General features: G+C 55.2%; 19 protein-coding genes. 12 read left to right on the top strand and 7 right to left on the bottom strand.

Annotation, left to right across the window (positions count from 1 at the left end):
- Positions 1-25 precede the first annotated feature (25 nt).
- Both MX657_RS15410 and fghA read right to left on the bottom strand, forming a co-directional pair.
- The gene (locus MX657_RS15410; protein ID WP_346806113.1) at positions 26-2,011 is read right to left on the bottom strand and encodes a ligand-gated channel protein; all 1,986 of its coding nucleotides are present in this window, start codon (positions 2,009-2,011) and stop codon (positions 26-28) included.
- A 269-nt stretch (positions 2,012-2,280) separates the two neighbouring features.
- Positions 2,281-3,108, bottom strand: coding sequence for an S-formylglutathione hydrolase (gene fghA / locus MX657_RS15405; protein WP_217479028.1), 828 nt, complete (start codon positions 3,106-3,108; stop codon positions 2,281-2,283).
- Positions 3,109-3,246: 138 nt separating this feature from the next.
- Between fghA and MX657_RS15400 the strand changes: the two genes are divergently transcribed.
- The 7 genes from MX657_RS15400 (at position 3,247) to mglC (ending at position 11,439) form a co-directional block, all read left to right on the top strand.
- The gene (locus tag MX657_RS15400; RefSeq protein WP_080328610.1) at positions 3,247-4,395 is read left to right on the top strand and encodes a YbfB/YjiJ family MFS transporter; all 1,149 of its coding nucleotides are present in this window, start codon (positions 3,247-3,249) and stop codon (positions 4,393-4,395) included.
- Between the two features lie 102 nt (positions 4,396-4,497).
- A complete protein-coding gene (gene folE, locus MX657_RS15395; protein ID WP_023330924.1) occupies positions 4,498-5,166 on the top strand; it encodes a GTP cyclohydrolase I FolE in 669 nt (222 codons plus the stop codon).
- 18 nt (positions 5,167-5,184) lie between these two features.
- A complete protein-coding gene (yeiB, locus tag MX657_RS15390; protein ID WP_346806112.1) occupies positions 5,185-6,342 on the top strand; it encodes a DUF418 domain-containing protein YeiB in 1,158 nt (385 codons plus the stop codon).
- Positions 6,343-6,497: 155 nt separating this feature from the next.
- Positions 6,498-7,520, top strand: a complete 1,023-nt coding sequence (galS, locus tag MX657_RS15385) for an HTH-type transcriptional regulator GalS (RefSeq protein ID WP_346806111.1) — start codon at positions 6,498-6,500, stop codon at positions 7,518-7,520.
- A 294-nt stretch (positions 7,521-7,814) separates the two neighbouring features.
- Positions 7,815-8,813 carry a galactose/glucose ABC transporter substrate-binding protein MglB gene (gene mglB, locus MX657_RS15380; protein ID WP_014884564.1) on the top strand — a complete coding sequence of 333 codons (999 nt, stop codon included), beginning with the start codon at positions 7,815-7,817 and terminating at the stop codon, positions 8,811-8,813.
- A gap of 79 nt (positions 8,814-8,892) precedes the next feature.
- A complete protein-coding gene (mglA, locus tag MX657_RS15375) occupies positions 8,893-10,413 on the top strand; it encodes a galactose/methyl galactoside ABC transporter ATP-binding protein MglA (RefSeq protein WP_119915489.1) in 1,521 nt (506 codons plus the stop codon).
- A 15-nt stretch (positions 10,414-10,428) separates the two neighbouring features.
- Positions 10,429-11,439 carry a galactose/methyl galactoside ABC transporter permease MglC gene (gene mglC, locus MX657_RS15370; protein ID WP_013097952.1) on the top strand — a complete coding sequence of 337 codons (1,011 nt, stop codon included), beginning with the start codon at positions 10,429-10,431 and terminating at the stop codon, positions 11,437-11,439.
- Between the two features lie 123 nt (positions 11,440-11,562).
- On the opposite strand, the gene sanA is transcribed toward mglC, so the two are convergent.
- The 4 genes from sanA to MX657_RS15350 all read right to left on the bottom strand — a co-directional run bounded on the left by sanA (position 11,563) and on the right by MX657_RS15350 (position 14,501).
- On the bottom strand, positions 11,563-12,273 hold the full coding sequence (sanA, locus tag MX657_RS15365; protein ID WP_080328614.1) for an outer membrane permeability protein SanA: 711 nt from the start codon (positions 12,271-12,273) through the stop codon (positions 11,563-11,565).
- Positions 12,274-12,399: 126 nt separating this feature from the next.
- Entirely contained in the window at positions 12,400-13,284 is an 885-nt protein-coding gene (cdd, locus tag MX657_RS15360) for a cytidine deaminase (RefSeq protein ID WP_346806110.1), read from the bottom strand.
- A gap of 129 nt (positions 13,285-13,413) precedes the next feature.
- Positions 13,414-14,109 carry a CidB/LrgB family autolysis modulator gene (locus MX657_RS15355; protein ID WP_041909023.1) on the bottom strand — a complete coding sequence of 232 codons (696 nt, stop codon included), beginning with the start codon at positions 14,107-14,109 and terminating at the stop codon, positions 13,414-13,416.
- Positions 14,106-14,501 (bottom strand): CidA/LrgA family protein, encoded by a 396-nt coding sequence (locus tag MX657_RS15350; RefSeq protein ID WP_346806109.1) that lies wholly within the window; start codon positions 14,499-14,501, stop codon positions 14,106-14,108. Before MX657_RS15350 ends, MX657_RS15355 begins: the two co-directional genes overlap by 4 nt.
- A 168-nt stretch (positions 14,502-14,669) precedes the next feature.
- Here MX657_RS15350 and dusC point away from each other — a divergent pair, with 168 nt between their 5' ends.
- The 3 genes from dusC to MX657_RS15335 all read left to right on the top strand — a co-directional run bounded on the left by dusC (position 14,670) and on the right by MX657_RS15335 (position 17,988).
- On the top strand, positions 14,670-15,602 hold the full coding sequence (gene dusC / locus MX657_RS15345; protein ID WP_346806108.1) for a tRNA dihydrouridine(16) synthase DusC: 933 nt from the start codon (positions 14,670-14,672) through the stop codon (positions 15,600-15,602).
- A gap of 152 nt (positions 15,603-15,754) precedes the next feature.
- Positions 15,755-17,173: a multidrug resistance outer membrane protein MdtQ gene (gene mdtQ / locus MX657_RS15340; RefSeq protein ID WP_346806107.1), complete on the top strand. Its 1,419-nt coding sequence runs from the start codon at positions 15,755-15,757 to the stop codon at positions 17,171-17,173.
- Between the two features lie 50 nt (positions 17,174-17,223).
- On the top strand, positions 17,224-17,988 hold the full coding sequence (locus MX657_RS15335) for an SDR family oxidoreductase (protein ID WP_346806106.1): 765 nt from the start codon (positions 17,224-17,226) through the stop codon (positions 17,986-17,988).
- Positions 17,989-18,042: 54 nt separating this feature from the next.
- Here MX657_RS15335 and MX657_RS15330 read toward each other — a convergent pair whose 3' ends face one another.
- Complete coding sequence (locus MX657_RS15330; protein ID WP_119915496.1) at positions 18,043-18,615, bottom strand: DedA family protein; 573 nt, start codon at positions 18,613-18,615, stop codon at positions 18,043-18,045.
- Between the two features lie 157 nt (positions 18,616-18,772).
- Here MX657_RS15330 and MX657_RS15325 point away from each other — a divergent pair, with 157 nt between their 5' ends.
- On the top strand, positions 18,773-19,360 hold the full coding sequence (locus MX657_RS15325; RefSeq protein ID WP_080328622.1) for a Yip1 family protein: 588 nt from the start codon (positions 18,773-18,775) through the stop codon (positions 19,358-19,360).
- Between the two features lie 167 nt (positions 19,361-19,527).
- The gene (gene pbpG, locus MX657_RS15320; RefSeq protein WP_080328623.1) at positions 19,528-20,451 is read left to right on the top strand and encodes a D-alanyl-D-alanine endopeptidase; all 924 of its coding nucleotides are present in this window, start codon (positions 19,528-19,530) and stop codon (positions 20,449-20,451) included.
- Position 20,452: the final 1 nt, after the last annotated feature.

Below are 20,452 nucleotides of genomic sequence, written 5' to 3'. Positions count from 1 at the left end.
TTGAGCGGGCTTTTTTATGAGCAGATCAGAAGCTGTAGGTCATGCCGACGGTATAGCGACGGCCATCCAGCACGGTGTCATACGTATCGTAATCAATCTGCTTATCGAGCACGTTATACACACCGGCAGTAACCAGCAGGTTTTTGTTGGCGTTGTAGCGCATACCGACATCAACCTGAGTGTAGGACGGCGTACCCTGGGACATTGACGTGCGGCTCAGGTACTCAGACGTTTTACCGCGCAGGTTCAGACGGCTCCAGAATCCGACGTCGGGCGTCGCCTGCCAGTCCAGGGTGGTGTTGAACATGTGTTTTGGCATTTTATTCAGTGGCTTGCCGGAGAACTGGCCGCTCTTCTGCTCGGACTCTGTATAGGTGTAGTTTGCAGTCCAGTTCACATCACGCGTGATCTTCCACCCGAAGGAGGACTCCACACCGCGCATGTTGGCTTTGTCCACGTTGACGCGATCGCTGACGAAATCATAGCTGTGATCGCCAATCGTACAGGCGGGATCGGCGCTGCTGTTACAGCGGCGAACTTCCGTAATCTTGTCCTTGAAGTCGGTATTAAACAGCGTCACACCGGCATTAAGGTTATCGTTATTATCCCAGAGCAGGGCGAGCTCTTCGCTCAGGCTCTTCTCTGGTTTCAGATCCGGGTTGCCGACGATGATACCGTCAAGACGGCCGCCACCTGTCACCTGGCCCCAGCTGGCAGACGACTGACGCAGATCCGGCGCACGATAGCCAGCAGAAACCCCGCCTTTTAACGTCCACTGATCGGCCAGGTGCCATACGCCGTAACCGCGCGGCGTCCAGTTAGTACCGTAGTTTTGGTCTTTGTCCATACGCAGGCCGCCGGTCAACGTAAAGCTTTCGGTCATTGACCATTCATCTTCGGCAAACAGGGCCCAGCTCCAGCGCGTCAGTTTGTTCAGGCCGTCAGCAGCCTCCAGCTGATTACCGTTGTCGCGCAGTTTCTCATAGCGATACTGCCCGCCGAGGGTCAACGTATGATCGCCGAGGAAAATCTGGTTCTGGTTGTTGAAGGTGGTGTTATAGGAGCGCATTTCGCGACCTGGATTATTGGTCTCTTCCTGCTGGATATAGCTGGTGGTATTGAAGTCGTCGTAATAACCGCTGTGGGTTAACGAGTAGGTAGTGTGCTCATAGCGCGAGTCGCTTTTGGTATTTGGCGTACAGGTTGTTCCCCGGCAGGTTTCAGCCGCTTTCGACATCCCCGGGGTGCTGTTTCTGTCCTGAAGCTCGCGAGCAAAGTCGAGGTCGAAATCGTTCTTCTCGTCCGGCGTGAAGTTCAGCGTAATGCCACCGTTACGCATTTTCTGCTCGTTATAGCCGTTCACGATTTTATCTTCTGCGCGGCGTGACAACAGTCCCGTCACTTTTGCGCCCAGCAGTCCGTCGATCAGGGGACCAGAAGCGTAGGCGTTGGTCTGGAAGATATCGCCGGAATCATGGTTTTCCTGGAAGGTTGCATCGCCATGCAACGAACCGGTCCAGTCTTTGGTGTTCGAGACTTTTTTGGTAATGACGTTAATTACGCCACCCATAGCATCGGAGCCGTAAAGTGAGGACATCGGGCCGCGGATGACCTCGATGCGCTCAATGGACTCCAGCGGCGGCAGCCAACCTTGTTCAATACCCGAGTTGTCGCTGTTGGGGCGGGTGCTTCGCGTACTGACGCGTTTGCCGTTCACCAGGAACAGGGTGTACTGAGAGGCCATGCCACGAATACTGATATCACTGCTGCTCCCGCCGCCAGTGACGACAACGCCCGGGACATCTCTCAGGGCATCGGTAACATCACGGTAGGCTTTATCTTCAATCTGCTGTTTTGAAATCACTGAGATGGAGGCGGGGGCATTCTGGATTTTTTGTTCAAAACCCGTCGCGGTGACGACAACGGTGTCCTGATCGGCTGCGTGAACGAAGGGGGAACATGTGGCAGCGCCAATGGCGACAGCCAGGAGCTTAATACGTGGTATTGTCATTTGTACATTCCGTATAAAAATGAATAAAACTCCATCGGGATAACCCTGAGAACTGTATGTTTTTGTCTTGTAAGAACTCTTTGAGATGGAGAAGAGCCTGGAATTGTACAAAAGAATGTAGAATTGTAAACACAAATGATAATTGAAATCATTTGTGTTTGAGTGAGGACGACAGAAAACAGGCTGGATTCAAGCGGATAGAAGTATGTAAAGAGGGGGGAGGGGAAAGACCCGGTAGGCAGGAGGCGCTACCGGGCAAAAGGCGGAACTTACCTGAACAAATGCTCCGCATGGAAGCGGAGATGATCCTCAATAAAAGACGCCATAAAGTAATAGCTGTGATCGTAACCCGGCTGAATGCGCAGCGTCAGCGGCCAGTTCTTCTGGCGTGCCGCCTCAGCAAACACCGCAGGCTGTAGCTGTCCGGCGAGGAACTGATCCGCATCACCCTGATCGATAAGCATCGGGATCGCATTCGCCGAATCGCTTGCCAGCATCAGCGCGCAGCTGTCCCATTCCTGCCATTTCTCTGCGTCTTTACCCAGATAGTTTGTGAAAGCTTTTTGCCCCCACGGCACCTGCGTTGGGTTCACAATCGGCGCGAACGCAGAGACGCTGGTGTATTTCCCCGGGTTTTTAAGCGCCATGATTAACGCCCCGTGCCCACCCATGGAGTGCCCGCTGATGGCGCAGCGATCGTTCACTGCGAATTCAGCCTGGATCAGCGCTGGCAGCTCGTCGCGAATGTAGTCATACATGCGGTAATGGCTCGCCCACGGCTGCTCGGTTGCGTTGAGATAAAATCCGGCGCCTTTACCTAAATCGTACCCGGCATCGTCCGCCACATCATCCCCGCGCGGGCTGGTGTCAGGCATCACCAGCGCAATGCCCAGTTCGGCCGCAATACGCTGGGCGCCCGCTTTGGTAGTGAAGTTTTCGTCGTTGCAGGTCAGGCCTGAAAGCCAGAACAGAACCGGCGGATTCTCTGTCGGTGGCAGGAAAATGCTAAACGTCATGGCGCAGTTCAGCGTGGTGGAGTCGTGCCGCCAGCGCTGCTGTCGACCTTCAAAACAACGGTGCTCTTCGAGCAGTTCCATGCAGGGCTCCTTAATGAGAATAGCTATTCATTAGACCCATAATACAGCGTTTTCATTTACCTGTGAGCAACTTTCACTTTCGCGGAACCGCAAGATGCTGCATCATAAATTTACTTTTTTTTAACAATTGGAGCGGTCATGGCGTTGCGTATTGCGCTCAGTGGGTTTGTCGTGCTGGTGGTGGCGATGGGGATAGGGCGCTTTGCTTTTACGCCTCAGGTGCCGCTGATGATTGCCGCCGGGCAACTCACGCTTACCAGCGCAGGTCTGGTGGCGGCGATGAATTATCTGGGCTATCTGGTGGGGGCGTGGGATGCCATGCGTGCGCACCGCTTTGTTGAAATGCGACTCTGGCTTGGCATCACTGGCGCGGTAGCACTGACCCTGCTCTCTGCCGCCGCGGATAACGCCGTTGTGCACGGCCTGCTGCGCTTTGTGATTGGCTGCATGAGCGGCTGGTCAATGGTGCTGATTGCCGCCTGGACCAACGAACGGCTGGGGCAGCTGGGTAAACCAGGGCTCAGTGCCGCCGTGTTTGCCGGGCCAGGGGCAGGTATCGCCCTGAGCGGCCTGCTCGCGGTCTATATTCAGGCGAAATCCCTTTCGGCCGGTGCGGCGTGGCAGATCTACGGCGTGCTGGCGCTGGTATTGGTTGCGCTGGTGGCGCGCTATCTGCCGCGTTCCGGACAGCTTCATCGCCCCGGTACGGCGCCTGAGCCGCTGTTGCTGACGTCGGATCTCAAGCGCCTGGTGTGGAGCTACAGCCTGGCGGGATTTGGCTATATCCTCCCGGCGACTTTCCTGTCACAAATGGCGGCGGTGCGTTTCCCCGGCAGCCTGTTTGCCCAGTTTGTCTGGCCCATTTTTGGTGCCGCCGCCGTGGTGGGCATTGCGCTCAGTATTCTTTTGCGCCACACCTCAACGGCTAACCGCAGGTTGGCTATCGTGCTCTGGTTACAGGGAGCAGGCGTGCTGGCGGCCTGGCTGTTGCCGGGCATTGGCGGCTTGCTGACGGGTGGGCTGCTGGTCGGCGGAGGGTTCCTCTGCGCGGTGCAGCTCTCGCTTTTATACGGTCGCGAGCTGGCACCGAACCACACGCGCTATATGGCGGGGCTGCTCACGACCGGGTATGCCATCGGGCAGCTGATAGGGCCGGTGACCTCTGCGTTATCAACCTGGCTAACCCACCGGCTGGAGCCTGCGCTGGGGCTGGCTGGCGTTGCGCTGTTTGTTGCGGGTGCCCTGGTCTGGAACCGTCACGCTGAAAGGCAACAGCAATTGCAATAATTATCGTCGTGAATACTGGATTATGTGCGTCGCCTCACGCACAATGAGCGCATACTTTTGCCACAACGAGGGCAAAAGACGCCACACCTGCAGGAGAACAAAATGTCATCACTCAGTAAAGAAGCTGCCCTGGTCCACGAAGCCCTGCTCGCGCGCGGTCTTGAAACGCCACTGCGTCCGCCCGTTCAGGATATGGACAATGAAACCCGTAAAAGTTTGATTTCCGGGCATATGACCGAGATCATGCAACTGCTGAATCTCGATCTGAGCGATGACAGCCTGATGGAGACGCCCAAGCGCATCGCAAAAATGTACGTCGACGAGATTTTCTCCGGCCTGGATTACGCCAACTTCCCGAAAATTACCGTTATCGAAAACAAGATGAAGGTGGATGAGATGGTGACGGTCCGTGACATTACGTTGACCAGCACCTGCGAGCACCATTTCGTGACCATCGACGGTAAAGCGACCGTGGCGTATATCCCGAAAGACACGGTGATTGGTCTGTCGAAGATCAACCGTATTGTGCAGTTCTTCGCGCAGCGCCCTCAGGTGCAGGAGCGTCTGACGCAGCAGATCCTGATCGCGCTGCAAACGCTGCTGGGCACCAATAACGTGGCGGTCTCCATCGATGCGGTGCACTACTGCGTGAAAGCGCGCGGCGTGCGTGATGCGACCAGTGCGACCACCACCACCTCGCTGGGCGGCCTGTTTAAATCGAGCCAGAACACTCGCCAGGAGTTCCTGCGCGCCGTGCGTCACCACAACTAATCTGACAGGGCAGGAACCATGGAGCGAAACGTCACGCTCGATTTTGTTCGCGGCGTCGCCATACTGGGTATCCTGCTGCTGAATATCAGCGCCTTCGGTCTGCCGAAGGCCGCTTATCTTAATCCCGCCTGGTACGGTGACATCACCCGAAGCGATGCCTGGACGTGGGCGTTCCTCGACCTGTTTGCCCAGGTTAAATTTCTCACGCTGTTTGCGCTGCTGTTCGGCGCGGGCCTGCAGCTTCTGCTCAAACGCGGCACGCGCTGGATCCAGTCGCGTTTAACGCTGCTGGTCATCCTCGGGTTTATCCACGGCCTGTTCTTCTGGGACGGTGATATTCTTCTCGCTTATGGGTTAGTCGGGCTAATCTGCTGGCGGCTGATTCGCGACGCCCACAGCGTAAAAAGTCTGTTTAACACCGGCGTGATGCTCTATGTCATGGGGCTCGGCGTGCTGCTTTTGCTGGGGCTGATCTCCGGCGACGCGACAAACCGTTCATGGATCCCGGATGCTGCTAACCTGCAGTACGAACAGTACTGGAAGCTGAAGGGCGGTACGGAGGCGATAAGCAACCGTGCGGATATGCTGGGGGATAACCTCCTTGCTCTGGGCGCGCAGTACGGCTGGCAGCTGGCGGGCATGATGCTGATGGGCGCGTCACTGATGCGCACCGGCTGGCTGAAAGGAGAGTTCAGCCTGCGCCACTACCGCCGCACCGGGGCAGGACTGGTTCTGCTCGGCGTGCTGATTAACCTCCCGTCGGTGATTGCGCAGTGGCACCTTCACTGGGATTACCGCTGGTGCGCGTTCCTGCTCCAGGTGCCGCGCGAGCTCAGCGCACCGTTCCAGACTATCGGCTATGCGGCGCTCATTTATGGCTTCTGGCCGCAGCTATCTCGTCTGTGGATCGTCAGCGCCGTGGCCTGCGTGGGCCGCATGGCGTTAAGCAATTACCTTCTGCAAACGCTTCTCTGCACCACGCTTTTCTATCGCTTTGGCCTGTTTATGAAATTCGACCGCCTCGGACTGCTGGCGTTTGTTATCCCGGTTTGGGGGGTAAACCTGGCGTTTTCTGTTATCTGGCTGCGCTATTTCCGCCAGGGACCGCTGGAGTGGGTGTGGCGTCAGTTAACCGCACATGCTTCAGGGATATCATTGAAAAATACATCCAGATAACGATCTGGATCACAATCATTAACAAAACGGATGTAAGCGTTTTCATGAGTGTGAGCTTCTTCACGTAGTCCCCTTTCTCTCGCTGCCAAAATAGCCACCTTGCTAAACACAGGGGGTGTCTGTGAGTTGCTGCAATCCTATTAAGGATGGTGAATATGATCACCATTCGTGACGTCGCCCGTCTGGCGGGCGTTTCTGTGGCCACCGTCTCTCGCGTGCTGAACAACAGCGCGCTGGTCAGCCCTGAAACCCGTGAAACCGTAATGAAAGCCGTGACTCAGCTGGGGTACCGGCCAAATGCCAACGCACAGGCGCTTGCAACGCAGGTCAGCGATACCATCGGCGTGGTGGTCATGGATGTCTCGGACGCCTTTTTCGGTGCGCTGGTGAAAGCGGTCGATGTGGTCGCCCAGCAGCACCAGAAATACCTGCTGATTGGCAACAGCTATCACGAGGCGGAGAAAGAGCGTCATGCCATTGAAGTGCTGATTCGCCAGCGCTGTAACGCGCTGATTGTCCACTCAAAAGCCTTAAGCGATGAAGAGCTGGCCGGGTTTATGGAGCAGATCCCGGGCATGGTGCTGATCAACCGCATCGTCCCGGGCTATGCCCACCGCTGTGTCGGGCTGGATAACGTCAGCGGCGCGATGATGGCGACCAAAATGCTCATCAATAACGGCCATCAGCGGATCGGCTATCTGGCCTCCAGCCATCACATTGAAGATGACGAGCTGCGGCGTGAGGGGTGGCAAAACGCCCTGAAAGAGCACGGTATTACGCCATCAGAAAGCTGGATTGGCACCGGCACGCCGGATATGCAGGGCGGTGAGGCGGCAATGGTGGAACTGCTGGGTCGCAACCTGCAGCTTTCTGCGGTGTTTGCGTACAACGACAGTATGGCGGCGGGCGCACTGACTGCGTTGAAGGATAACGGCATTGCGGTGCCACAGCATTTGTCATTGATTGGTTTCGATGATATTCCGATTGCCCGTTATACCGACCCGCAGCTGACCACGGTGCGCTATCCCATTGCTTCTATGGCAAAACTGGCGACCGAGCTGGCGCTACAGGGAGCGGCAGGGCTGTTGGATCCAGGGGCCACGCACTGCTTCATGCCGACGCTGGTTCGTCGTCATTCCGTCGCCGCCCGGCAAATTGTGGTTCCGATCACTAACTGATTAAATCAGGTGATGTAACCGTTTTCAATCTGTGAGTAAATTCACAGTATCTTAACAAGGCGCTGACTATGATGTCAGCGTTTTAGGGGCTGAAACGCTATGTAACAGTGATTATTCACTTTCACCATAGCCAATGTGCCGCAAACAACGAATAAAACGGATTTCTGGAGCGTTACCGACCACGGAAGATAGAAATTTTATAAGTGAACGTCGGCTATCAGTAACGTTTTATTAACACCTGCCTGCCGATCGTTATTCACAAGAACTACCCTGCATAAAAAAACCGGAGATACCATGAATAAGAAGGTGTTGACCCTGTCTGCTGTAATGGCAAGCATGCTTTTTGGTGCAGCAGCGCATGCTGCGGATACCCGTATTGGTGTGACCATCTATAAATACGACGACAACTTCATGTCTGTTGTGCGTAAAGCCATTGAGAAAGATGCGAAAGCAGCGCCAGACGTACAGCTGCTGATGAATGACTCCCAGAACGACCAGTCCAAACAGAACGACCAGATCGACGTTCTGCTGGCGAAAGGCGTGAAAGCCCTGGCAATCAACCTGGTTGACCCGGCTGCAGCAGGCACGGTTATCGAGAAAGCGCGTGGCCAGAACGTGCCAATCGTCTTCTTCAACAAAGAACCTTCCCGTAAGGCGCTGGACAGCTATGACAAAGCGTATTACGTCGGTACTGACTCCAAAGAGTCCGGCATTATTCAGGGCGATCTGATCGCGAAACACTGGGCGGCTAACCCGAACTGGGATCTGAACAAAGACGGCCAGATCCAGTTCGTGCTGCTGAAAGGCGAACCAGGCCATCCGGATGCTGAAGCGCGTACCACCTATGTTATCAAAGAGCTGAACGATAAAGGTCTGAAAACCCAGCAGCTGGCGTTAGATACGGCGATGTGGGACACCGCTCAGGCGAAAGATAAGATGGACGCGTGGCTGTCTGGCCCGAACGCGAACAAAATCGAAGTGGTCATTGCCAACAACGATGCGATGGCAATGGGTGCGGTTGAAGCGCTGAAAGCCCACAATAAATCGTCCATCCCGGTATTTGGTGTGGATGCCCTGCCAGAAGCGCTGGCGCTGGTTAAATCTGGCGCGATGGCCGGTACCGTTCTGAACGATGCCAACAACCAGGCGAAAGCGACCTTTGATCTGGCGAAAAACCTCGCCGACGGTAAAGGCGCGGCAGATGGCACCAGCTGGAAAATTGACAACAAAATCGTTCGCGTACCTTACGTGGGCGTAGACCAGTCCAACCTGGCTGAGTTTATCGGTAAATAAGATCTTTGTTTTGTCTTCACTGGGCGCAATTCGTTGCGCCCTTTTATAACGCGATATGCGAGGCCAACAAGGTATAATTATGGTCAGCACAACTACTCAGTCGTCCGGTGAATACTTGTTGGAAATGACAGGCGTCAACAAGTCCTTCCCCGGTGTTAAGGCACTCGATAATGTTAATTTAAAAGTTCGTCCTCACTCTATTCATGCATTAATGGGGGAGAACGGTGCGGGTAAATCAACATTATTAAAATGTCTTTTTGGGATCTATCAAAAAGATTCTGGCAGCATTCTTTTTCAGGGGAAAGAGATCGATTTCCATTCAGCGAAAGAAGCACTGGAAAACGGTATCTCAATGGTTCACCAGGAATTAAACCTGGTACTGCAACGCTCGGTAATGGATAACATGTGGTTGGGACGTTACCCAACCAAAGGTGTGTTTGTCGATCAGGATAAAATGTATCGCGACACCAAGGCGATTTTCGATGAGCTGGATATTGATATCGACCCGCGCGCCCGCGTGGGGACATTATCCGTTTCCCAGATGCAGATGATCGAAATTGCCAAAGCGTTCTCCTATGACGCGAAAATCGTCATCATGGACGAGCCCACCTCGTCATTAACGGAAAAAGAGGTTAATCACCTTTTTACCATTATTCGTAAGCTGAAAGATCGCGGCTGCGGCATCGTCTATATCTCGCACAAAATGGAAGAGATCTTCCAGCTGTGCGATGAAATTACCATCCTGCGCGACGGGCAGTGGATTGCCACGCAGCCGCTGGAAGGGCTGGACATGGACAAGATCATCGCTATGATGGTCGGTCGTTCCCTGAACCAGCGCTTCCCGGACAAAGAGAACAAGCCGGGTGAAGTGATCCTTGAGGTGCGCAATCTGACCTCGCTGCGTCAGCCGTCCATCCGTGATGTTTCTTTCGACCTTCACAAAGGCGAAATTCTTGGCATCGCAGGGCTGGTGGGCGCTAAGCGCACCGATATCGTGGAAACCCTGTTTGGCATCCGCGAGAAGGCCGAAGGCACTATTACTCTGCACGGGAAGAAAATTAATAACCACAACGCCAACGAAGCCATTAATAACGGTTTTGCGCTGGTGACGGAAGAGCGTCGTTCGACCGGTATTTATGCTTATCTGGATATTAACTTTAACTCGTTAATCTCTAATATTCGTAACTACAAAAACAAAGTCGGACTGCTGGATAACTCCCGCATGAAGAGCGATACCCAATGGGTAATTGACTCCATGCGCGTGAAAACGCCTGGCCACCGCACACAAATTGGTTCGCTTTCCGGTGGTAACCAGCAGAAAGTGATTATCGGCCGTTGGTTGTTAACCCAGCCTGAAATTCTGATGCTGGATGAACCCACCCGCGGTATTGACGTCGGTGCGAAGTTTGAAATTTATCAGCTGATTGCCGAGCTGGCGAAAAAGAATAAAGGGATCATTATTATTTCTTCCGAAATGCCGGAACTGTTAGGGATCACGGACCGTATTCTGGTTATGAGCAATGGTCTCGTTGCCGGTATTGTTGACACCAAAACGACAACGCAAAACGAAATTTTGCGTCTTGCGTCTTTGCACCTTTAAGATCAGGGGCTCCTCATGAGTGCGTTAAATAAAAAAAGTTTTCTCACTTACCTGAAAGAAGGCGGTATTTACGTTGTTCTTTTAGTCCTGCTGGCCATCATTATTTTCCAGGACCCTACGTTCTTAAGCCTGCTGAACCTGAGTAACATTCTGACCCAGTCCTCCGTGCGTATTATCATTGCGCTGGGCGTGGCGGGGCTCATCGTCACCCAGGGGACAGACCTTTCTGCCGGTCGACAGGTCGGCCTGGCGGCGGTTATCGCGGCGACCCTGCTGCAGTCGATGGAAAACGCCAACAAGGTGTTCCCGGAAATGGCCACCATGCCGATTTTCGTGGTGATCTTGATTGTCTGCGCCATCGGGGCGGTGATTGGCCTGATCAACGGTATTATCATCGCTTACCTCAACGTGACGCCGTTTATCACCACGCTGGGTACGATGATCATCGTTTACGGTATCAACTCCCTGTATTACGACTTCGTGGGCGCGTCGCCGATTTCGGGCTTTGACAGCGGCTTCTCCACCTTTACGCAAGGGTTTATCGCGTTGGGCAGCTTCCGCCTGTCGTACATCACCTTCTATGCGCTGATTGCGGTGGCTTTTGTCTGGATCCTGTGGAACAAAACGCGCTTCGGTAAAAACATCTTCGCTATCGGCGGTAACCCGGAAGCGGCGAAAGTGTCCGGGGTAAACGTTGCCCTTAACCTGCTGATGATTTACGCGCTGTCCGGTGTGTTCTACGCCTTCGGCGGGATGCTGGAAGCAGGCCGTATCGGCTCAGCAACCAACAACCTTGGCTTCATGTACGAGCTGGATGCGATTGCGGCCTGCGTGGTCGGCGGCGTCTCCTTCAGCGGCGGGGTAGGGACCGTGCTGGGCGTGGTCACCGGTGTGATCATCTTTACCGTGATCAACTATGGTTTGACCTACATCGGCGTGAACCCGTACTGGCAGTACATCATCAAGGGCGCGATCATTATCTTCGCGGTGGCGCTGGATTCACTGAAGTACGCGCGTAAGAAGTAAGTTCATTCACAATGAAAAGGCCCGCTCACGTAGCGGGCCTTTTTTTGCCCGGTGGCGCGACGCTTACCGGGCCTACAAAATCGCGATCGTAGGTCGGGCGAAGCCGCCACCCGACAAACGTTATTACTTCTTCTGTATCTCAAGTAGCTGCTCCGGCGTCACTGCCGGGTAACCCTGCGCGTCTTCCGGCACTTCATGCATCGCGGGAATCGGGACCAGCGGGCCTAAGAAGCGCGGTTCACGTTTGAAAATGTAGAGGTCTGCCAGGGCGCCAAAACGCGCACCAAACTCGCGCACGCGCACGCTCAGCATATCCTTAGGCGACGGTACGGCGTAGCACTGCGCCTGAATGCCCATATGGAGTGCAATAAACAGCGCGCGTTCGCAGTGGAAGCGCTGGGTGATGATGATGAAGTCGTTGGTGTCGAAGACTTTACGCGTGCGCACGATGGAATCCAGGGTGCGGAAGCCCGCGTAGTCGAGCACGATGTCGGCCGGATCGACGCCTGCGGCAATCAAATCCTTCCGCATCGTCACCGGTTCGTTATAGCTTTGCAGGGCGTTATCGCCGCTCAGCAGCAGATAGTTCACCTTGCCGCTGTTATAGGCGTTCAGCGCGCCCTGAATGCGGTAGCGATAATACTGGTTGATCACCCCGGTGCGGTAATATTTGGCGGTGCCAAGCACCACGCCCACCTGGCGATAGGGCAGATCCTGCAGGTCATCAAAGATGTAGGGGGCGGTTTTCCAGCTCATCCAGCGGTCGAGACCCAGCACGATAAACAGCAGTATGCCGACCAGGACAGACAGGCTGTAAAAAACGCGCTTTAACATGGAGATGGCTCGTTCGTGGATGAAATTTAACTCAGGCTACTTTACCCGCCTGGTTAGCGCAAGAAACAGCGACTCAACTGAGGGGTTTTTCAGCAACGTGGCGGACATTTCTGTCCGCCGGAAGGTTTATGCCAGCAGGACGCGGTCGATCGTCGTGCAGCCTAACGCCTTGAGCGTCGCGGCGGTGGCGTCCCACTGAATCAGCGGCGCATCGGCTTTTTCTGCCAGAATGGCGCGCTGAATGTCCGGATAATCGTAGCCGTTCAGGCTCAGCAGGTTAAGCGCGCCCTGCAGCGGCGGCAGCGTTGGGTTAAACGCGGCGTTTTCCGCATAGCTGCCGGTGAAGATCCGGCCATCGCGGCACTGCAGCGCCACGCCGCTTGGGGATTTGCTGTACGGGGTGTGGCTCTTGTTCGCCGCGCGAATGGCCGCCTGGCTCAGGTCATCGCCGGACAGGACGTAACCGTGATCCTGCTCGTCCATCAGCAGCGTTTTAATTTCCAGATCTTTCGGGCCGAAGGCGTCCGGCAGGTAATCCCCCAGCGTGTGCGGCGCGCGACCTGGCAGGTTGATGCGCAGCTGCAGCCCGCTGTTCAGCTCATTCATAAACTGACGGCAGTGGCCGCACGGAGTGTAGTTAACGGTGATGGCGCTCAGGGCTCTCTCACCGCGCAGCCAGGCGTGGCTGATGGCGCTCTGCTCGGCGTGAACGGTCTGCTGCATGGTTGCCCCGAGGAACTCCATATTCCCGCCGAAGTACCAGGTTCCGCTGACGCCGCGCGCAATGGCACCGACGTTGAAGTGGGAAAGATCGGCCCGGGCGCAGGCGGCAGCCAGGGGCAGCAGTGCGAAAGCCAGCGCGTCTTCATCCAGCCCCGTTGCCTGTTTCAGCACCGTGACCTGCTCCGCCGTCAGCAGGGCGGGGAAATGTGCATCTGCCAGAACGGGAGCCAGGGCTGACTGCAAATTCTCTGCAAGCTGAGCGAAGGCAGCTTGAAAACGTGGGTGCATGGCGTTTGCCTCATAAAGGTTAATGGATCGGTAGTTTACGGAGCCGTCAGGGCTTTATATGTGATCCACTTCTCATTATGTATGCAACTTATGAAATCAAAATGAAATTTGCGCGACGCATCGCAAATTTTAGCCCATCACCGCCAGAATCAGCGGAAATATGAACGGGGCGAGCAGGGAGGTGATAATCCCGCATATCACCAGCGCCAGCGAGCTAAACGCCCCTTCCTGATAGTCCAGCTCCGCGCAGCGTGCTGTGCCCAGCGCGTGCGAGGCGGTGCCCATCGACAGCCCGCGCGCCGCTTTGGTGTGAATACGCATCCCGTTCAGCAGGGTGTGGCCAAACACCGCGCCGAGAATACCGACGAAAATCACGCACATCGCGCTGATGGCCGGAATACCGCCGAGGCTGCCGCCCACCGCCATCGCGATAGGCGTGGTCACTGATTTAGGCAGGATAGAGGCGGCAATTTGCGGGGAGGCCCCCATCAGCAGCGCCACCGACGTGCCGGTGATCATCGCCACCAGGCTTCCCACAAAACAGATAGTAATGATGGACTTCCAGCGGGCGCGGATCTGGTGCAGCTGCTCATATAAAGGAAAGGCAAGCGCGACAACGGCGGGCTGCAGCAGGTCGTTTAAAATTTTGCTGCCCGCAAAGTAGCGCTCATAAGGAATGCCGGTGAGCAGAAGGAAGGGAATAATCACCACCATCGCCACCAGCAGGGGGTTCAGCAAGGGCATTTTAAATCGTGCGGCAAGTTTGCGCGCGGCGAAGAATACCAGCAGGGTTAACGGCAGTGACCACCAGATATTAGCCATCATTTTTTTGTTTTCTCCCCGACCATTTTACGTTCGCCATGTACCAGATGCGAACTCCAGCTCACCACCAGAAAAACCACCAGCGTACTGACCGCGCATGAGACCACAATCGGGCCGAACTGCGCCTTGAGCAAATCAAAATACTGCATGACGCCCACGCCGATAGGCACGAACAGCAGCGCCATGTAGCGGATAAGGACGAAGCAGCCAGGGTTGACCCACTTTGCAGGCAGAATTTGCAGCGCCAGTAAAACAAAGAGGATTAGCATACCGATAATGCTGCCGGGGATGGTGATAGGCAGCAGCGACGCGATGAAAATGCCGGCATACAGGCAGGCGTAAATCAGGACGAATGCGCGCAGATATTGCCAGATAATGTTCAATGATTTGCTCATGGTAATAGTCCTTGATGAAACGCATTCATCATACAATTAAACCCGAAAATGTGCCACGGATCACATCATGAATTTTGAGCATACCAGACATTCCAGAATGGAACGTCGGGCTTTCCACATACATACAGAGCAGCTACTATAGCGCGTCTTTTTTCACAGGTACTCAGAATGCGTGTTTTACTGGCTCCGATGGAAGGCGTGCTCGACTCTCTCGTGCGCGAGCTGCTTACCGAGGTGAACGATTACGATCTCTGCGTGACGGAGTTTTTGCGCGTGGTCGATATGTTGCTGCCAGAAAAGTCATTCTATCGTCTCTGCCCTGAACTGCATCGTCAGAGCCGGACCCCTTCCGGCACGCTGGTCCGTGTTCAGCTGCTCGGCCAGTATCCTGAATGGCTGGCGGAAAACGCCGCCCGCGCGGTTGAGCTGGGTTCTTACGGCGTCGATCTCAACTGCGGCTGTCCGTCAAAGCTGGTCAACGGCAGCGGCGGCGGAGCGACGTTGCTGAAAGATCCTGAGCTGATTTACCGCGGCGCAAAAGCCATGCGTGAGGCCGTGCCCTCGCACCTGCCGGTAACGGTAAAGGTCCGCCTGGGCTGGGACAGCGACGCCCGACAGTTTGAAATTGCCGATGCGGTGCAGCAGGCGGGCGCTACCGAGCTGGTGGTGCATGGCCGCACCAAAGAAGATGGCTACAAAGCCGAGCGCATTAACTGGCAGGCGATTGGTGAGATCCGCAAGCGACTCACCATTCCGGTGATCGCCAACGGTGAAATCTGGGATTATGAGAGCGCGCAGGCGTGCCTGAAAGCCACCGGCTGTGATGCGGTGATGATCGGTCGCGGCGCGCTGAACGTGCCGAACCTCAGCCGGGTGGTGAAATATAACGCGCCGCGGATGCCGTGGGCAGAAGTTGTTACGCTGCTGCAAAAATACAGCCGCCTGGAAAAGCAGGGCGACACCGGTTTGTATCACGTCGCGCGTATTAAGCAGTGGCTGAGTTATTTACGCAAAGAGTACAGCGAAGCGCTGGGGCTGTTTCAGGAGATCCGTACGCTACAAACTTCTGCTGATATTGCCCGGGCCATCCAGTCAAAATAACCCGCAAAAATATTTGAATTTTAATAATTCATTCAGTGAATACTTTGCCGAGTATGTAAATGTATGACAATTTGCGGATTGCCACGCGTTACTAAAAAATAGCGCGTCATCAAGCGTAAGTTGCGCCTTTATTTTTTTGAGTGCATGGCGTAATGAAACGTTTTCTTATTTTATCTCTGAGTGCTCCCCTTGTTTTTATGCTGGCTGGCTGCGCACCGGAACATTCCACGGTGTCGCCAATTCAAACGCAAACGACAGCCGCGTCCGTTAATACCCGACTGAGCCATGCAGACTGGCCGAAAAACGAATGGTGGAAAGAATATAACGACCCGCAGTTAAATTCGCTTATTGCCAAAGCAATAGCGGATGCGCCCGATATGCAAATTGCCCGGCAGCGCATTACGCTTGCCGAAGCGCAGGCCAGAGCCGCTATCGCAGCCGATGGCCCACAGATGGATTTTTCTGCGGATGTTGAACGGCAAAAGATGTCGGCGGAAGGGCTGATGGGGCCATTTGCCCTGACCGACCCGGCGGCGGGCACCACCGGACCCTGGTACACCAACGGCACCTTTGGCCTGACGGCGGGCTGGGATCTCGATCTTTGGGGAAAAAACCGCGCCCGGATTGCAGCGCGTATCGGTAAGGTGAATGCGCAAAAAGCGGAGCTGGAGCAGACCCGCCAGCTGCTTTCAACCAGCGTTGCGCGTCTTTACTGGGCGTGGCAGACCCAGGCCGAAGCAGGGGATGTACTTGTCCGGATCAAACAGGAGCAGGAAAATATTATCGACGCCGATCGTGAACTGTATCAGCACGGTATTACCTCCTCGGTGGAAGGCGTCGAAACCGATATTCATGCCAGTAAGACTGACGAGCAGTTAGCTGACGTGAAGGGAAAAATGAAGGCCATTGAAGCGCGTCTGGATGCGCTGACCGGTACATCTGCAATTCAGCTTACGCGCCATGCGTTACCTGCAACCGAAGCCTCGCTACCGTCAACGCTGGGATATGAACTGCTGGCTCGCCGTCCGGATCTACAGGAAGCGCACTGGTATATTGAAGCCTCCATGAGCGAGGTGGAAGCCGCCAGAGCGGCGTTCTACCCTGATGTGAACCTGATGGCATTCTTACAGCAGGACGCCCTTCACCTGAGCGATCTGTTCCGCTCTTCCGCGCAGCAGATGGGTGTTACCGCCGGGCTGACGCTGCCTATTTTCGACAGCGGCAGGCTGAATGCCAACCTGGATATTGCCCAGGCGCAGAATAATCTCTCGGTCGCCAATTACAACAAAGCGGTGGTGGAAGCGGTCAGTCAGGTGGCGCGTACGGCAAGTGAAGTTGAAACCCTGACGGCAAAAAATCGTCACCAGCAGCAGGTTGAAAAAGACGCGGCGCGCGTGGTGGCGCTGGCGCAGGCGCGTTTTAGCGCAGGTATTATTGCCGGCTCGCGGGTCAGCGAAGCCAGAATCCCGGCGCTTGAAGAACATCTCGAAGGCGTGATGCTGAAAGGCCAGTATATCGACGCCACGCTGCAACTCACGTCGGCGCTGGGCGGCGGCTATCATCATGGCTAAAAAGGGTCATTATCTATACTTACCTCTTTGCAGTTTTTCAGGAGGTGAGTATGACCAGAGTAGCAATTGTAACCGCATCGGATTCCGGGATTGGTAAAACCACGGCGCTGATGCTGGCAGAGCGCGGGTTCGATATTGGCGTCACCTGGCATTCTGATGAAAAAGGGGCGCTGGAAACCTGTCGGGAAGTCGAAGCCCATGGGCAGCGCGCAGAGGCTATCCATCTTGATTTAAGCACGCTCCCGGAAGGTGCCGACGCTATTGAAACGCTGATTGCGCGTTTCGGCCGGCTGGACGTTCTGGTTAACAATGCCGGAGCGATGACCAAAGCGCCCTTCCTTGAGATGCCTTTTGACGACTGGCGGAACATTTTCACCGTCGACGTTGACGGCGCGTTTCTCTGCTCGCAGATTGCTGCCCGACAAATGGTGAAGCAGGGGGAAGGGGGGCGGATTGTGAACATCACCTCGGTGCATGAGCACACGCCGCTGCCGGAAGCCAGCGCCTATACCGCCGCGAAACATGCGCTCGGCGGCTTAACCAAATCGATGGCGATGGAGCTGGTGAAGCATAAGATTCTGGTAAACGCCCTCGCGCCGGGTGCCATTGCCACGCCGATGAACGATATGGACGACAGCGAAGTGAGGGAAGGGTCAATGCCGGAAATCCCACTGGCAAGGCCGGGCCACACCAAAGAAATCGCCAGCCTGGTGGCATGGCTGTGCGACAGCGACGCCAGCTATACGACAGGACAATCGTTTATCGTCGACGGGGGCTTTATGCTGGCGAACCCGCAGTTTAAGCCGGAGGGGTAAGTTTCCCCTCACCCTACCCCTCTCCCCTTTGGGGTGAGGGGGAGTAGACCGCACTCACTCTTCATCTCGCCTCTTTTCCCGTTGCCGCATCCACAGCCTGACCCCAATCACCGCCACAACCACCAGAATCAACCACGCCCAGTGCTTCAGGTGTTGGTCAAGGTTATGCAGCCACGGGCCAATCACCTCACCGCCAACGTAACCAAGCGTCGTGAAGATCAGCGCCCAGGCTATCGCGCCAACAATATTCAGCGGCAGGAAAATTTTGGGCGGCAGGCGGCTGGCGCCAATCAGTATCGGCCCGATAATCCTGAAGCCGTACATAAAGCGGGTGCCAATCACGAAAAGGTAAGGGTGACGCTGGATCAGGCGCTGTGCGCGGTTGATTTTCTTTTTGTGTTTAGCGAATCGCTTGAGCAGCGTCGGGCCAAAGCGCAGCCCCAGGAAGTAGAGTAGTTGATCGCCAATCATACCGCCCAGCGCGACCGCAGCGACAACCAGCGGGAATTTCAATAAGCCCTGATGCGCGGCAACGCCGCCTAACAGCGTGATGGTTTCACCTTCAGCCACGCTGCCGATGACCAGTGCGGCATATCCATAGTGTTCAATGAGTGCGTTAATATCCATTACGTAACGGTTTTCTCCCTCTGTGTACCTCGTTTAATCATATACCCCCTGCATCAACCGTGCGGCAATCAACGGAAATTTCCCACTGTACATAAAATAATCTAAAGCCTGCATTATACTTAAGGTATCGCTGACGGGCCGACAATAAGGGGGCGCTATGAACCATGTCTGGGGACTTTTCTCCCATCCCGATCGTGAGATGCATGTCATCAAAAGTGAGAACGAAACGGTCTCGCATCATTACACGCACCACGTGCTGCTGATGGCCGCGGTACCGGTAATATGCGCGTTTATTGGCACAACACAAATCGGCTGGAACTTCGGTGACGGTACCGTGGTTCAGCTCTCCTGGTTTACCGGGCTTTATATGGCCATTCTTTTTTATGGTCTGATGCTGGCGGGGGTGGCGGTCATGGGGCGCGTCATTCACTGGATGGCGCGTAACTACCCGCAGCGCCCATCGCTGGCACATTGTATGGTCTTTGCCGGATACGTCGCGACCCCGCTGTTCTTAAGCGGTATTGTCGCGCTCTATCCACTGGTCTGGCTGTGCGCGCTGATCGGTACTGTTGCGCTCTTTTACACCGGTTATCTACTGTATCTGGGCGTTCCTACCTTCCTGAACATCAATAAAGAAGAGGGCCTGAGCTTCTCCAGCTCCACGCTTGCCATTGGGGTGCTGGTACTGGAGGCGTTACTGGCGCTGACGGTTATTCTTTGGGGTTATGGATACCGTCTCTTCTAAGCTCGCTGCATTGCTGGCGTAAATGCCAGCAATGCAGCATTTCTTCACGATTATCCACTGGCGACAAAGCACGGTGACCGCTATGATGCCGAAGCCAGCCTGTGTTTATCCGTCGACGCAGGCGGCGTACGTCATAACGTGCGTGAATAATTATCAGAAGTCTCACCATGCTGAAATTCCGAGTCTCATTACTTAGCCTGGCGCTGTTGCTGGGCGCGTCCGCTGCCGTGCCAGCCGTCGCCAAAACGCCCGCGGTGACCACCGCTGCTGCCCAGCCGCAAATTGCGTCCGGTAGCGCGATGATTGTTGATCTCAACACCAATAAGGTGATTTACGCCAGCCACCCGGATCTGGTGCGCCCGATTGCTTCCATAACCAAATTAATGACCGCGATGGTCGTGCTTGATGCACATCTGCCGCTGGACGAAAAACTGAAAGTCGATATCAGCCACACGCCGGAAATGAAAGGGATTTACTCTCGCGTGCGCCTGAACAGTGAAATCAGCCGTAAAGATATGCTGCTGCTGGCGCTGATGTCGTCCGAGAACCGTGCGGCGGCCAGCCTGGCGCACCACTATCCTGGCGGTTATGACGCGTTTATCCGCGCGATGAATGCCAAAGCCAAAGCGCTGGGGATGACCAATACCCGCTATGTGGAGCCGACCGGGCTGTCGATTCATAACGTCTCAACGGCGCGTGACCTGACGAAGATGCTGATTGCCACGAAGCAATACCCGCTGCTCGGCCAGCTCAGCACCACGCGCGAGGACATGGCGACATTCTCGAATCCGTCTTACACTCTGCCGTTCCGCAACACTAACCATCTGGTATATCGCGAGAACTGGAATATTCAGTTAACCAAAACCGGGTTTACCAATGCAGCAGGCCACTGTCTGGTGATGCGTACCGTATTCAACGGTAAGCCGGTGGCGCTGGTGGTGATGGATGCCTTCGGCAAATATACCCACTTTGCGGATGCGAGCCGCCTGCGGACATGGATTGAGACCGGGAAAGTGCAGCCCGTTCCGGCCGCCGCATTGACGTATAAAAAGCAAAAAGCGGAACAGATGGCGACGGCGCAGAACGACTAAT

The organism is Enterobacter chuandaensis, assembly GCF_039718975.1.
GTDB classification, from domain to species: domain Bacteria; phylum Pseudomonadota; class Gammaproteobacteria; order Enterobacterales; family Enterobacteriaceae; genus Enterobacter; species Enterobacter chuandaensis.
The sequence above is the reverse complement of the archived record's forward strand: the minus strand, read 5'-3'. Positions and strand labels throughout refer to the sequence as shown.

Excerpts from the sequence above, each read along its gene's own strand:
- MX657_RS15410 (WP_346806113.1), bottom strand. The coding sequence starts at position 2,011 with ATGACAATACCACGTATTAAGCTCCTGGCTGTCGCCATTGGCGCTGCC.
- fghA (WP_217479028.1), bottom strand. The coding sequence starts at position 3,108 with ATGGAACTGCTCGAAGAGCACCGTTGTTTTGAAGGTCGACAGCAGCGC.
- MX657_RS15400 (WP_080328610.1), top strand. The coding sequence starts at position 3,247 with ATGGCGTTGCGTATTGCGCTCAGTGGGTTTGTCGTGCTGGTGGTGGCG.
- folE (WP_023330924.1), top strand. The coding sequence starts at position 4,498 with ATGTCATCACTCAGTAAAGAAGCTGCCCTGGTCCACGAAGCCCTGCTC.
- yeiB (WP_346806112.1), top strand. The coding sequence starts at position 5,185 with ATGGAGCGAAACGTCACGCTCGATTTTGTTCGCGGCGTCGCCATACTG.
- galS (WP_346806111.1), top strand. The coding sequence starts at position 6,498 with ATGATCACCATTCGTGACGTCGCCCGTCTGGCGGGCGTTTCTGTGGCC.
- mglB (WP_014884564.1), top strand. The coding sequence starts at position 7,815 with ATGAATAAGAAGGTGTTGACCCTGTCTGCTGTAATGGCAAGCATGCTT.
- mglA (WP_119915489.1), top strand. The coding sequence starts at position 8,893 with ATGGTCAGCACAACTACTCAGTCGTCCGGTGAATACTTGTTGGAAATG.
- mglC (WP_013097952.1), top strand. The coding sequence starts at position 10,429 with ATGAGTGCGTTAAATAAAAAAAGTTTTCTCACTTACCTGAAAGAAGGC.
- sanA (WP_080328614.1), bottom strand. The coding sequence starts at position 12,273 with ATGTTAAAGCGCGTTTTTTACAGCCTGTCTGTCCTGGTCGGCATACTG.
- cdd (WP_346806110.1), bottom strand. The coding sequence starts at position 13,284 with ATGCACCCACGTTTTCAAGCTGCCTTCGCTCAGCTTGCAGAGAATTTG.
- MX657_RS15355 (WP_041909023.1), bottom strand. The coding sequence starts at position 14,109 with ATGATGGCTAATATCTGGTGGTCACTGCCGTTAACCCTGCTGGTATTC.
- MX657_RS15350 (WP_346806109.1), bottom strand. The coding sequence starts at position 14,501 with ATGAGCAAATCATTGAACATTATCTGGCAATATCTGCGCGCATTCGTC.
- dusC (WP_346806108.1), top strand. The coding sequence starts at position 14,670 with ATGCGTGTTTTACTGGCTCCGATGGAAGGCGTGCTCGACTCTCTCGTG.
- mdtQ (WP_346806107.1), top strand. The coding sequence starts at position 15,755 with ATGAAACGTTTTCTTATTTTATCTCTGAGTGCTCCCCTTGTTTTTATG.
- MX657_RS15335 (WP_346806106.1), top strand. The coding sequence starts at position 17,224 with ATGACCAGAGTAGCAATTGTAACCGCATCGGATTCCGGGATTGGTAAA.
- MX657_RS15330 (WP_119915496.1), bottom strand. The coding sequence starts at position 18,615 with ATGGATATTAACGCACTCATTGAACACTATGGATATGCCGCACTGGTC.
- MX657_RS15325 (WP_080328622.1), top strand. The coding sequence starts at position 18,773 with ATGAACCATGTCTGGGGACTTTTCTCCCATCCCGATCGTGAGATGCAT.
- pbpG (WP_080328623.1), top strand. The coding sequence starts at position 19,528 with ATGCTGAAATTCCGAGTCTCATTACTTAGCCTGGCGCTGTTGCTGGGC.